The sequence below is a fragment of the Cohaesibacter celericrescens genome (assembly GCF_002866925.1).
GTDB lineage: Bacteria > Pseudomonadota > Alphaproteobacteria > Rhizobiales > Cohaesibacteraceae > Cohaesibacter > Cohaesibacter celericrescens.
In genome coordinates this window covers 233,795-246,190 of record NZ_PKUQ01000001.1, presented here as the reverse complement: position 1 = coordinate 246,190, position 12,396 = coordinate 233,795, and the positions used below count along the sequence as shown (strand labels likewise).

Here is a 12,396-nt window from a genome sequence, read left to right as displayed (position 1 = left end):
GCTTACCGCTTGATCTTTTTGTCAAAGCGTGAAGAATTGTAAATCTTCCTTTGGTCAAACTGATTTCACATCTATGGGTTCATTTTGATGTTTCAAATTTTAATTCGGGTTTGATTAGGCTCGTTCAGCCGACTGTGGCGGAACGAACGGAATGTTGGTGCTTTCACACCATGATGATTGGAAAGATCGCGTCATGAATTCCCTTGTTGGCATTGTTTGGAAACTCGCTGCGACCTGTTTTTTTGCAGTCATGATTGCAATCATAAAATATGCATCGGCAACGGTTCCTACGGGGCAAGTTGTCTTTTATCGCTGTTTTTTCGCTCTATTTCCGTTGTTGATTGTTGCGATAATGCAGGGGAAATTACGCGACAGCCTTCGAACAGCACGGCCTTGGTTACACTTTCGGCGCGCTCTTGTTGGGGCTTCGGGCATGTTTTGTTGGTTCTCTGCGGTGGGGTTGATGCCATTGCCTGAAGCCACCGCGATATCTTTCTTATCACCGTTGATGGTGGTGGCACTGGCTGCAATATTTTTGAAGGAGAAAGTGCGGTTTTATCGCTGGACCGCTGTGGCAGCGGGATTTATTGGTGTGTTGATCATTCTGTGGCCGCGCTTGTCCCAATCGGATGGAGACGTTGCGTTGTTGGGAGCCTTTTTTGCTGCGATTTCGACTATCTTCATAGCATCCACATCAATCATGGTTCGTCAAATGACACGCAGCGAGACGAACGCTGCAATCATCTTTTACTTTTTTGTTGCGACATCTTGTTTCTCGCTCGTCAGCCTTATTTGGGGCTGGGTGTTGCCGGATTGGCAAATCATTGGTTTGTTGGTTTTGGCAGGTGTGATGGGTGGGCTTGGCCAAATGCTGATGACACAGGCTTTTCGCTTGACCGAGGCTTCGCTTTTGGCCCCGTTTGATTATGTGAATATGATTTGGGCTGTGATCATCGGGATTTTGGTATTCGATGAATATCCCAGTATGCCTGTTATCATTGGAGGCACGATCGTTATTCTCGCTGGCATGTTTGTTGTCTATCGCGAGCGCGCCCTCGGTTTGGCCCGTAAGGCTGAATTGCGCGTGAAGCCGCTCTAGTCAAACGGCAATAACGCAACCTGCTGACAGTCTGCCCTCTGACTAGATGGTTATGGGGCTTTGAATTCAACGATCTCGCTGTCTGTTTGGTCAATGAAGGTAAGCTTTAGCTTAATGCTTTTTACATGTCCGAGCGGGAAGGCCAGATAGGGGCGCTCTTTTGTGACTTGGTTGGGCTGCTTTTCGTCGCATTTTGCGAGTGGCCAATTGTTGTTGAGTGGTTGATCGTTGAGACCATACTGCACTGTGGTTAGTCCGCATTTCCAGCTTTCTAGATGTGTGAAATAGACGAGCTGTTGACCATTGTAGTTTCGGTAGGCAACCCAATTGGCTTTCGTTAGCTTTAGAATAGATTTTATTTGCTCGGGCGGAAGACTTTGCGCCTGACTTGTTCCCGATACAAAGTTTGACGCCAGCAAGCAGGCGGCAAATGTCAGCTTTATGAATGTTTTGTTCATTGAATAGATGCTCACTTGGTTTGAAAATTGTGCGTAAATATACGGTGTCAAGAGTAAGGCAATTATTACTTGAAAAGATTCGAAAACAGTAAGATTTTTTCCAACTCGTTGCATTCGATCGTGCAGATCAATGCCTGGTTTTCAAGTTATCCCCTTATTTTCATAATAAAGATAATGAAATCAGTGACGTAAGGGTATTCCCTAAGGTCAGCTCTGTGGGGCTTAGTTATGTAATCTCGAATGTTCTTTGGTAAGTATCTGATTGTTTTCAAAAAAATATACTCATTTGCGACTGCTACAAATTTAACGAATGAACACTTGTTAGTTTTCATTGTGTCGATAGAGCGCGATATGGCGACAATTTGACACCTTTGGACAAAGGCGCCCGTTTGGAGGGCTTGATTTGATAAAATTGCGTATGTGAAGTTCATTTCCAATTGTCAAAAACATGGCAAATGTCTTTAAGATGCTGGAGGAATGAGTGTCCGAAAATCGCAGCCAAAAAACCTTAAAATTAAGCGTTGCCTCTGTCGCCGTTTTGAGCGTCATGGCCGCAGCTTCCGTTCCGGCCGCGCAGGCAGGGGGCTTTGCTCTGCGCGAACAAAGTGCCATTGGTCAGGGATCTTCGTTTGCAGGTGTAGCTGCGGGTGGTGCTCTGTCTTCGGCGTTCTGGAACCCAGCTACGCTCACACAGATAGACGGTGTGAACACCGAAAGCGTATTGACTGCTGTTATTCCCAAAACGGATGTTAGTTTGCTCAGCGGGCCATATGGCACTGCGGACCCCGGCGATGTTGGGTTGGATGCTCTCATTCCTGCTTCCTATTCCGCAATGCAACTGATGAATGATTTGTATGTTGGTTTGAGTGTGAATGCACCTTATGGCATGGCGACCAAGGCCAAAAACCCGTCGGGTTCTGCCTATCATGCTGCCACATCCGAAATCTTCACAACTGATGCAAAAGCGAATATCGCCTATCGCATCAGTGATGCCTTCAGTGTCGGGGTTGGTGTGGGAGTAACTTATGCAAAGGTTCGCATGACTGCAGCACAAGTGGGTGTTTATGATCATGAGCTAAAGGGTGATGCGTGGGCGCCGACATTTAGTCTTGGCGCTACTTTTAAGCCATTTGAAGGAACTACGATCGGTGTTGGTTATCGCTCCGAGACAAATTTAAAACTGTCCGGAACCCAATATCTGACATCGGTTGGATCAGCTCGGACGCCGATTACTGCGGATTTAAACCTTCCATCGAGCATTACGGTGGGGCTGCGCCAGGATATATCAAAACGGTTTGCACTGCTGGCGGGCTTTGAATGGTCCGATTGGAGCACGCTGAAAGATCCGATTGTGATTAATGGTAGCCTCGCTGGAACAACGTTGCATTTCGGTTATGAAGATGGCTGGTTTGCATCGCTTGGCGGTGAATATGCCTATGATGACAATCTGATGTTGCGTGCCGGTGTCGGTTATGAAAAATCGCCTATTCCGACCGAGCATCGCAACCTGCGCCTCCCTGATGCAGACCGTGTCTGGGCAAGTTTGGGTGCCTCCTACAACGTGAGTGAGAAGCTGTCCGTGGATGTCGGATATAGCCATTTGTTTATCAAGGATGATGTTCAAGTGTCTGGAAGTAATGGTCTTGGGAGTTATACGGGCAGGGCCGATTCCAGTGCCGACATCATCTCCGCTTCTCTTCGTTATCAGTGGCATCCAGCCCCCTTGTTTGCAGGTGATGAGCCGTTTGAACGAAAATACTGAATTTGATCGGAAATCAGACGCATGATTGAAGGAGAGCCAATGGCTCTCCTTTTTTTATTGGCTAGGTTTCTCTGTGAAAAAGACCGCTATCTTGCTCTAACTTGGGGGCTGTTTTGCATTTGAACTGCTTTTTTTCTCGCTGTCACAAAAGTGAGACGCGGGGTTCTTAAAAAGTGTCACAAATGTTTGCCGCCTCCAATTCAGAGCAGATCTATGACCCAGACCAGTGACGAAGGACTTTTTAAACACCGCACGCTCTTTTTGTCCGATGTTCACTTGGGCACGCGCGGATGTCAGGCCGAAATGCTGCTTGAGTTTCTAAAATATCATGATGCCGATACGATCTATTTGATTGGCGATATCGTTGATGGGTGGCGGTTGCAAAGCCGTTGGTATTGGCCGCAGCCCCATAATGATGTGGTGCAGAAATTGCTGCGTAAAGCGCGTAAAGGGGCCCGCGTGGTATATGTGCCTGGCAACCACGATGAGTTTTTGCGCAAATATGTCGGCGCGCATTTTGGCGATGTTGAACTGCTGGCACATGACATTCATGAAACGGCAGATGGTCGCCGCCTGTTGGTGATCCACGGGGATCAGTATGACATGGTGGTGCGCCATGCTAAGTGGCTCGCCTACTTGGGTGACTGGGCCTATGGGCTTGCGTTGGCTATCAATACAGGATTGAACGCGGTGCGTCGCAAGTTAGGGTTTGGCTATTGGTCATTATCAGCATGGGCCAAGTTGAAGGTGAAAAACGCTGTCAATTTTATTGGTACGTTCGAGGAAACCCTGTGTCAGGAAGCCAAAAAATTCGATGTCGATGGAGTGATCTGCGGACATATCCATCATCCAGAAATGCACGAAAAATTTGGCATTGCTTATTATAATACAGGTGACTGGGTCGAGAGCTGTACCGCGATTGTCGAGCATGGTGACGGCCGGTTTGAACTGATCCGATGGGGTGAAACCGTCGGTGCTATGCCAAAATTGACAGGCCCTGTGCCAGCCAAGGCTCTTGCATGACCCGAATTTTAATCGTGACAGATGCGTGGCACCCGCAAGTGAATGGTGTGGTGCGTTCTTTGGACCGTTTAGGTCTGGAATTAAAAAAACAGGGCCGAGATGTTCACTACTTAACGCCTCTTTGTTTCAAGACCCTGCCATGCCCGACCTATCCGGAAATCCGCCTTTCCTTAACCCTTGGACATGGGGTGGCCAAGAAAATCAATGCGATTAAGCCTGACTATGTTCATATCGCGACGGAAGGGCCGCTGGGGTTTTGGGCGCGGCGTTATTGTATGCAGCGTCATGTGTCTTTCACCACGTCCTATCATACCCGCTTTCCTGAATATCTCGCAGCACGCTTTCCTGTGCCGGTTGCATGGACCTATGCGGCTTTGCGTTGGTTTCATAACGCAGGTCGCTGCTGCATGGTTGCAACACCCAGCTTGAAGCGCGATCTGGAAGATCGAGGTTTCACCGATCTACATTATTGGGGGCGTGGTGTTGATTTGGAGTTGTTTCACCCTCGGAATGAAAAGATTTTGGACGATGCCAAGCCTTTGTTGTTGTATGTCGGGCGTGTGGCGGTGGAGAAAAATATCAATGCTTTTCTCGAACTCGACTGTCCAGGCACCAAAATAGTTGTTGGCGATGGTCCCCAGAGGCCCGAGCTTGAAGCAAAACACCCTGAGGTGTACTTTCTTGGATTGAAAGAAGGTGAAGAGTTGGCGGCCATTTATGCGTCGTGTGATGTATTTGTCTTTCCATCCAAGACAGATACTTTTGGTATCGTGTTGTTAGAGGCTCTGGCGTCCGGCCTACCGGTTGCTGCTTATCCTGTCATGGGACCGCTTGATGTGATTGGTGATAGCAGCGTGGGTGCGCTGAACGACGATTTAGCAACCGCTGTGCGAGAGGCCTTGAAAATCGATAGACAGGCCTGTGTTGATTATGCTGCCGGTTTTAGCTGGGAAGCCAGCGCAAAGCAGTTTCAGAGCAATATTGAAATCTGATTGGCTTCTAACAATGTATGTGGGTCGGTGAAGTGTGCCTGTTGGTCTATTTGGTCGGGCCTTTGGGCATCATCAAATCGTGTCTAGCACCCAAACCAAGATGTCACGTAACACTACATCCATGGCACGATCGATGGCCTCGACACCCTTTTGAGAGTTGCTCAGATTGGCTGGCGATGTAGCGTTGAATTGCTTGGAAGCGCGGACGCGACCATTGCGGTCATTGATGATTTTGACTGAAAGAGCCACGTGAGCCGAAGCTCCAGCTTCATCGCTTAGCTCAAATGCACGAATGGATGTGACGATTTTGTAATCGACCACAACACCATCGCCCGGTTTGGCAACAGAACGCACTCGGTGGGAATTTTCAAACGTTTGAACCAGCTTTTCCTGAACAACACGAGGAAGACGGTCACTCCACTGGGCATCACCAAAATAGGTTATTTCCGATCCACCGGGGCGGACGACAATCATCTCACTGTCCAGAGACTTCAGAGCGGTCGGAACTGCGACTAGAATTTGCGCATTTGTCCGCCCTCGCAAATTGGAGAAATTGTCCGGCGCGCTGAGGTCATAGGTGGTTAGTTCCTTGCCACCTGTGAGGGACGAGCAGGATGCCAGTATGGTGCACGCACCGATGATGGCAAAATACCTTGCATATGACCGAAAACCAAACAAACGCAGAACCTCAAATACCCGAAACCCAATGGCGCCTACTCTAACCATGTGGCCGGACAAACCAACTTCTTTTTGACGTTTTGGGCGGATTTTTGATGGATTTATGCGATTTTGCCACATATTTGCAGAAGACTTCATCGTGCCACCCGAGATGATCTCAACGAGGCATCTCCACATCACGCTGCAGTGAGCGTTGGGACGGGTTAGTGGCGACGGTTGAAGGTTTTGACTTTGTTGCCACCAAAAATCAGGCTTGACGGGTCGTCTTCCAGCTTCCCAACAGCTCCTTCAAGGCGCCGAAGTGTTTGGCGCGCCTCCGAAACCATGCCTTCCACATCACGCAGGCCCTTGCCCGAGAAGCGGGCCAATCCGCTGGCAATTTCATCAGCGCGCGATTCAAAGCGTTCTGCGACGATGCGAATCGAACGGGCTGCCAAGGTGGCTTCTTGTACCAAGCCTTTGCCACCTTCTTCATCCGACAGGATGCCATCAACTTTGCCCAGAATCCCGTCGACGCGCTTGGATGCGGCGTTAAGGCGAGATGCAAGCTGTTTGGCATCGGTTATGATCGTATTGAAGTCTTCTGTGCGTGACGACATTGTTTGGGAAAAGGTATTGATGTTGCCGGCAGCCAGTTTGGCTTCGGACAGGATGGCGTCAATATCGCTGGAAGAAGTCTCGAGAGACTTTGCAAAGGTTCCCAAAGAAGCCACCGCAGTGCGGACCACATTTGGATCAACGCTTTCAACCAATGTATCGACTTTGCTCAATGAGGTGGTCAGGCTTGCCGAGAATTGGTTGATGCCTTTTGCCGCTTCAGACGCATCTTCGACAACCACATCAAACTTTTCGGATGCACTTGCCAGCTTTTGGCTGAATTTTTCGACATTTTCGACGCTGTTCTCAATGCTTTTGGGGTCAACTGCGGCCAGAAGCGATTCCGCTTTGTCGCTGAGTGTTTCAAGACGGGCGGATAAAGACGTCAGGCCTTTTGCTGCTCCAGAGGCATCTGCAAGAAATGTATCTATGTTGCCGGCATTGTTTTTCAGGGCAGCGGTGAAGGTCTCGACATTGCTGATTGAATTTTTGATACTGCTTTCATTGGTATCAACCACGTCTTCTACTTTGGCCAGAAGAGTGTCGGCGCGTGTTAGTATTTGCCGTGCACCGGACATCAAGTCCTGCATGGCAGAATTGGTGGCGATCAATTGTGGCACTTTCTCCTGATCCAGCAGATCTGGAAGCTCTGGTGTGCCTCCTTTGATCTCGACATTGCCAACGCCAGTTAGGCCGCGAAAGGCAAGCTCGACTTTGCTGTCTTGTTTCAGCGGGATCTCTGAATCCACCAGCAGATGGGCTTTTACATATTTTGGATTGATAGGATCATAGTTGAGATTGGAGACTTCACCGACTTTGATGCCGTTAAACTGAACCTGCCCTCCCTTGAAAAGCCCTGCTACAGAGCCTTCAAAGCGCACAATGACTTCTTTCATTGGCTTCACGTCATCATAACGTGCGATCCAAAAGACAAAGCCGAAGCCGACTGCGGTCAACAGCAGGGTAAACAGGCCAATGAGTATAAAGTTGGCTTTGGTTTCCATGTGTCAGTTCCTGTCCCACTGTCGGATGGCGCGCTTGCCGGTGAAATACTTCCGGATCCAGGGGTGATCATTGTTTTGCATTTGGTGCATGGTGCCTGTCGTCAGGACCCGACGTTCTGCCAAAACGGCAATACGGTCGCAGGCTTGATTCAGGCTGTCTAAGTCATGAGTTACCATAAAAACAGTCAGGCCCAAAGTGTTTCTGAGTTTGGATATGAGGTCATCAAACTCTTCGGCGCTGATTGGATCTAGACCGGAGGTTGGTTCATCCAACAACACCATGTCGGGATCGAGCGCGAGCGCGCGGGCTAGGGCGGCTCGTTTGATCATGCCGCCTGACAGCTCTGACGGGTGCTTGTGGGCTGCGTCAGGGGACAGTCCGACCAGTTCAAGTTTGGAGATTGCCAATTCATCCATGAGGCGCTTGGGCAACGAAAGATATTCGCGCATTGGCACCTGAATATTTTGCAACACTGACAGCGAAGAAAAAAGCGCACCATGTTGGAACAATACGCCCAGTTTGCGCTCAATCTTCATGCGTTCAGCCGTTTTGAGCTGGTCTGTATTCTGACCGAACAGAATAAAGGTTCCACTCTGTTTTGGGGTGAGGCCAAGGATGGCGCGCAGAAGGACCGACTTACCGGTGCCGGAGGCGCCAACAATGCCGATAATCTCGCCTTGTCTGACGTCCAAATCCAGATTCTCAAGGATCACCCGATCACCAAAGCCGACCGTTAGGCCGCGCACAGCAAGCAGGATATCGTCCTGATTGCCTGCTCCGGGTTTAGAATGCTGGTGAAGATTATTTACGGTCATGCAATCTTCCCTAATATCCAATGGCTGCGAAGAAAATGGCAAAGACGCCGTCGACAAGAACCATCAGGAAAATGGATTTCACGACCGCTGCTGTTGTGCGACGACCTAGAGATTCTGCACTGCCTCCGACTTGAAGACCTTCTGAACAGGAGATCAGCGCGATGATCAAAGCCATGAAAGGCGCCTTGATAACGCCAACCATGAATGTGTTGACAGCGATCGCTTCTCGCAACCAGTTGATGTAGGCAATGGGCGTTATATCTGAATAAACCCAAAGCAATATCCCGCCACCAAACAAGGCAGAGAAGTTGGCCACCACCCCCAACAAGGGCAGAGCAATAACAAGGGCGATCACGCGTGGCGTGATGAGCACTTGCGTTACATTCAGACCCATGACGCGCATGGCATCAATTTCTTCGCGCATTTTCATGGAGCCGATTTCTGCCGTAAAAGCACTACCGGATCTGCCCGCAACGAGAATGGCCGTTAGCAAAATACCGACTTCGCGCAACACCAGAATGCCAACCAGATCAATCACAAATGGCTCGGCCCCAAACTGGCGAAGTTGGAATGCCCCTTGCTGAGCAACAATCGCGCCGACGAGAAAGGACATCATTGCAACGATAGGAACAGCTTTCAGACCGGTTTGTTCGAGATGATGCACAATGGCGGTTATGCGCAGCTTACGCGGATTAATCAGACTTTGCACCAAACCAGCGATCACGCTGCCCATCAAAAAGGTCAGAATTTTGATGTCTTTATAGATTTCGAATACATCACGGCCTGTTTGTTCGGCGGCTTGTATAAACATATTGGGGGGAGGCTGGGTTTGGGGCTGGACGCGGTTGGTTTGCCACACGGCATCAAACAGAATGCGGTGGTCAGATTGGATTGGGCTTGTCGCGAAGAGTTCTAGATTTAATCCGCGCATAAGGCGCACAATCACCCAAGCGCCCGATGTATCCAGGATTGATAGATCCGAGAAATCAATAGCAGTGGGATGTAACTGTTGCTGAAAGGCATCGGAGACAAGTTTGTCGGCGTCCTTGATGGTCTCAATCGTCCAGTCACCTTTGATAAAAAGGGTGCCTTCGGCGCCAGCGTTCCCCAACACGATTTGTGGTGTTTGAAAGACCGTTGTGATCTGTGCTCCTTGGTCGATCTTGTCTGGAGTCATGTTCGGTCTCACGCTTCGGTCACAGGTCCTGATTTTAGCCAGCTCCTTGGGATTGATGCTTGCTTTATAATGACGCAAGAATCTGTCGATAGGAAGGCTTTTCTCATGTGTTACATGCCCCACATCCTTACTGTGAGGCAAGGAAAGATCGATGGTTTCGTCACGATTTTATGGTGCTCGGTGTTTTAGTCTCTGTCTAGAGGCACTGTGTCGGCATTGATATGACCGAGTGAGAACATAGGCGCGATGAGGAACAGCACTAGTCCGAACAGGCTGATCCCAGCCATTATGTAAAAGGCATCGCCTTCCAGAAGTGAATAAAGGTAACCGGACAAAAAGGTCGCGATGGCCATTAACAAGCCCGTTAACATGGTAAAAAGTCCTTGAGCGGTGCCTGACAATTCATCATCTACCATTTTGGTGAGGAAGAACATCATGCCAAGATGGGTGCAGGCGAAGCTTCCAGCATGTAGTATTTGCAAGAGAAAATAGCCACTAACGGGCAGTTCTAGCGGGAACAGAAGCCAACGTAATGTCGCCAAACATGCCCCGACTATAAGCAAGGATTTCCAGCTAAGTCTGCCTGAAATCTTTTTGGAATAGAAGAATAGCGTTACCTCAGCCAGAATGGAAACCGACCAGAAGATTCCAGTCATGTTGGCCGAAATGCCGATTTTTTGCCAAAAAATTGTCGCAAAAGCATAGAGTACGCTGTGTGAGGCTTGTACAAAACTGGCGGCAAATAAAATGATCCAGAAACCTAACTGCGCAAATTGTTTAAGTTGAGCCCAGTTTAAATTTGCACCTTTGGACAGATTACGGTTGTCATTTAACCTTGGATCTGAGGGTAATGTCATGGAAAAGATGATGTGCAGCATATTTCCGATCACCATAACCCAAATAATATTTGCAGCACCAAAGGCATCAAGAACCACCCCGCCAATCAAATTGGCGACCATGAAGGCGAGGGATCCCCAGCTGCGCATCCGTCCGTAATCCAGATCAAAGCGTCTTGTTCCTGCCATGGCTAGAGAGTCAGATACGGGAATAATGGCACTCTGGGCGATGTGGGATACTGCCATGACCAGCGCGATCCATAGGAGATTGTCGCTGATTGTGATCATGGCAAAAGTAACTGCAAAAACAACACAATAAATTTGCAATGTCAGCCGGCGGTCTCCAATTTTATCAGCGATTCCTGCCATGAAAGGGGTGAAAATCACGCGCGTTGCCATTGGAATGGTCAGTATGAGACCAATTTCTTTTGGTTCCACGCCGAGGCTGTTTAGCCAAACGGCAAAAAATGGAATATAAATGCCAAGTGGAAAGAAAAAGGCTCCAAAGAAAGCCGACATGCGGAGCGCATATCCCTTTGGTGATGGTGCTTGCATTTTGGGCCGCCTGATGAAAAGTAAAAAAACGTTAAGGATTCGGCTGTAGCATCTGAGTATGAATATGCGTAATCCAGACGCTGATTCGAGCCAATTACTATAGGATTGTGGTCAAACAGATGAGCAAGCCCATGCCACCAACACCTCTGAGACAAGAGGACTATCTGGCAATTGAAGCCGCTGTGATGGAGACCGCTCGAGGTCGGTGGTTCTTGTCGGAATATGCGAGACGAAATCGGAATGCTGATACAGATACTCTATTAAACGCGATAGATAAACTGGAAAAATCAGTTGTTCGTGAGCGTGCTCCTGCGTCTGTGATGAACCGGGTTAAGCTGGATCTGGCGGATATGGCGGCCGCCATTGAAAAAACCAAACTGGAAATTGCTCAGATCAAGCACGAAGACAACGATGGTGCCGAGCGCTTTGAGCGAGCAACCGTCGAACTGGATGCCATTGTTTCCCAGACTGAAAACGCGACCAGTGAAATTCTCGGTGCTGCTGAAAAGATTCAGGAATATGCTTGGACTTTACGTGAACAGGGCGCCAATGAAGAAGATTGCAATGCGTTGGATGGTGAAGCAACAAATATCTATATGGCTTGTTCATTCCAGGATTTGACAGGGCAACGTATCAAGAAAATCGTAGATGCGATGAGTTATGTTGAAACCCGCATCAATTCCATGATCAACATCTGGGGATTTGAATCCCAAGGTGTTGAGATTGATCATACACAGGCCAAATCTCAGGATGCGCGCCCTGATTCCCACTTGCTTAATGGCCCTTCTCTGAATGGTGAAGGTGTTGAGCAGAGTGATGTGGATGTGATCCTGAGTCAATCTGCGGAACAACATGATTCCAGTCAAGATGATGTCGATGCTCTTTTTGATCAGATGTCAGATGTTGCGGATGCAACTGATGTGTTTGACAATGCATCGATTGATATTGATTTTGACTCCATAGAAACCGAAACCGATTCTGAAACCTCCGTTACCGCTGATGAGCCGATCTCGGAATTGACTGCTGAGACCGTCGAGTTTGCCACTCTTGACATGAACGATCTCGATTGGGCGACTGAAACGGTAGATGCTGTCGCTGTGTCGTCAAACGACAAAATGGAAGAGGCGGATGTTTTTGCTTCTGCCCTTGTTGAGGAAACAGGTCAGCAGAATGAAGAGGCTTCTGCGCAAGCAAAAGTTCTCACTGGTTCTGATGTGCACAGCGCTGATGCAGATGTATTTGCTTCTGCTAAAGCGGATAAGTCTGATGCTAAGGCTGAGCGGGATGTCATGGTCGGAGACATGGAAATGCGACTTGCTGATTTAAGAGACCGTGTTGCTGATTTCAGTTAAGTCCAATCTTTAACGTCTCTATTTAGAGCACCTAAAAGAAGTGCGAA

11 protein-coding genes are annotated in these 12,396 nt (G+C 48.7%); 5 read left to right on the top strand and 6 right to left on the bottom strand.

Annotated features, from left to right (window positions below):
- Positions 1-193 precede the first annotated feature (193 nt).
- Positions 194-1,099 (top strand): DMT family transporter, encoded by a 906-nt coding sequence (locus C0081_RS01150; RefSeq protein WP_180966695.1) that lies wholly within the window; start codon positions 194-196, stop codon positions 1,097-1,099.
- Between the two features lie 50 nt (positions 1,100-1,149).
- Here C0081_RS01150 and C0081_RS01145 read toward each other — a convergent pair whose 3' ends face one another.
- Positions 1,150-1,557, bottom strand: coding sequence for a hypothetical protein (locus C0081_RS01145; RefSeq protein ID WP_210200354.1), 408 nt, complete (start codon positions 1,555-1,557; stop codon positions 1,150-1,152).
- A gap of 481 nt (positions 1,558-2,038) precedes the next feature.
- Between C0081_RS01145 and C0081_RS01135 the strand changes: the two genes are divergently transcribed.
- The 3 genes from C0081_RS01135 to C0081_RS01125 all read left to right on the top strand — a co-directional run bounded on the left by C0081_RS01135 (position 2,039) and on the right by C0081_RS01125 (position 5,334).
- Positions 2,039-3,319, top strand: coding sequence for an OmpP1/FadL family transporter (locus tag C0081_RS01135; RefSeq protein WP_101531959.1), 1,281 nt, complete (start codon positions 2,039-2,041; stop codon positions 3,317-3,319).
- A 213-nt stretch (positions 3,320-3,532) separates the two neighbouring features.
- Entirely contained in the window at positions 3,533-4,342 is an 810-nt protein-coding gene (locus C0081_RS01130) for a UDP-2,3-diacylglucosamine diphosphatase (protein ID WP_101531958.1), read from the top strand.
- Positions 4,339-5,334, top strand: a complete 996-nt coding sequence (locus C0081_RS01125) for a glycosyltransferase family 4 protein (protein WP_101531957.1) — start codon at positions 4,339-4,341, stop codon at positions 5,332-5,334. The genes C0081_RS01130 and C0081_RS01125 overlap by 4 nt, the downstream gene beginning before the upstream one ends.
- A gap of 72 nt (positions 5,335-5,406) precedes the next feature.
- On the opposite strand, the gene C0081_RS01120 is transcribed toward C0081_RS01125, so the two are convergent.
- The 5 genes from C0081_RS01120 to C0081_RS01100 all read right to left on the bottom strand — a co-directional run bounded on the left by C0081_RS01120 (position 5,407) and on the right by C0081_RS01100 (position 10,997).
- Positions 5,407-6,150 carry an ABC-type transport auxiliary lipoprotein family protein gene (locus tag C0081_RS01120; RefSeq protein WP_180966694.1) on the bottom strand — a complete coding sequence of 248 codons (744 nt, stop codon included), beginning with the start codon at positions 6,148-6,150 and terminating at the stop codon, positions 5,407-5,409.
- A gap of 65 nt (positions 6,151-6,215) precedes the next feature.
- Positions 6,216-7,613, bottom strand: a complete 1,398-nt coding sequence (locus C0081_RS01115) for an MlaD family protein (RefSeq protein ID WP_101531955.1) — start codon at positions 7,611-7,613, stop codon at positions 6,216-6,218.
- A 3-nt stretch (positions 7,614-7,616) separates the two neighbouring features.
- Entirely contained in the window at positions 7,617-8,429 is an 813-nt protein-coding gene (locus tag C0081_RS01110; protein ID WP_101531954.1) for an ABC transporter ATP-binding protein, read from the bottom strand.
- 10 nt (positions 8,430-8,439) lie between these two features.
- Positions 8,440-9,606, bottom strand: coding sequence for an MlaE family ABC transporter permease (locus C0081_RS01105; RefSeq protein ID WP_101531953.1), 1,167 nt, complete (start codon positions 9,604-9,606; stop codon positions 8,440-8,442).
- A gap of 185 nt (positions 9,607-9,791) precedes the next feature.
- The gene (locus tag C0081_RS01100; protein WP_101531952.1) at positions 9,792-10,997 is read right to left on the bottom strand and encodes an MFS transporter; all 1,206 of its coding nucleotides are present in this window, start codon (positions 10,995-10,997) and stop codon (positions 9,792-9,794) included.
- 131 nt (positions 10,998-11,128) lie between these two features.
- On the opposite strand from C0081_RS01100, the gene C0081_RS01095 reads away from it, so the two are divergent.
- Positions 11,129-12,349: a protein phosphatase CheZ gene (locus C0081_RS01095; RefSeq protein WP_180966693.1), complete on the top strand. Its 1,221-nt coding sequence runs from the start codon at positions 11,129-11,131 to the stop codon at positions 12,347-12,349.
- The last annotated feature ends 47 nt before the right edge of the window (positions 12,350-12,396 follow it).

What these genes read in the sequence shown, in the direction of transcription:
- C0081_RS01150 (WP_180966695.1), top strand. Translation starts at nt 194, where the DNA reads ATGAATTCCCTTGTTGGCATTGTTTGGAAACTCGCTGCGACCTGTTTT.
- C0081_RS01145 (WP_210200354.1), bottom strand. Translation starts at nt 1,557, where the DNA reads ATGAACAAAACATTCATAAAGCTGACATTTGCCGCCTGCTTGCTGGCG.
- C0081_RS01130 (WP_101531958.1), top strand. Translation starts at nt 3,533, where the DNA reads ATGACCCAGACCAGTGACGAAGGACTTTTTAAACACCGCACGCTCTTT.
- C0081_RS01125 (WP_101531957.1), top strand. Translation starts at nt 4,339, where the DNA reads ATGACCCGAATTTTAATCGTGACAGATGCGTGGCACCCGCAAGTGAAT.
- C0081_RS01120 (WP_180966694.1), bottom strand. Translation starts at nt 6,150, where the DNA reads ATGAAGTCTTCTGCAAATATGTGGCAAAATCGCATAAATCCATCAAAA.
- C0081_RS01115 (WP_101531955.1), bottom strand. Translation starts at nt 7,613, where the DNA reads ATGGAAACCAAAGCCAACTTTATACTCATTGGCCTGTTTACCCTGCTG.
- C0081_RS01110 (WP_101531954.1), bottom strand. Translation starts at nt 8,429, where the DNA reads ATGACCGTAAATAATCTTCACCAGCATTCTAAACCCGGAGCAGGCAAT.
- C0081_RS01105 (WP_101531953.1), bottom strand. Translation starts at nt 9,606, where the DNA reads ATGACTCCAGACAAGATCGACCAAGGAGCACAGATCACAACGGTCTTT.
- C0081_RS01100 (WP_101531952.1), bottom strand. Translation starts at nt 10,997, where the DNA reads ATGCAAGCACCATCACCAAAGGGATATGCGCTCCGCATGTCGGCTTTC.
- C0081_RS01095 (WP_180966693.1), top strand. Translation starts at nt 11,129, where the DNA reads ATGCCACCAACACCTCTGAGACAAGAGGACTATCTGGCAATTGAAGCC.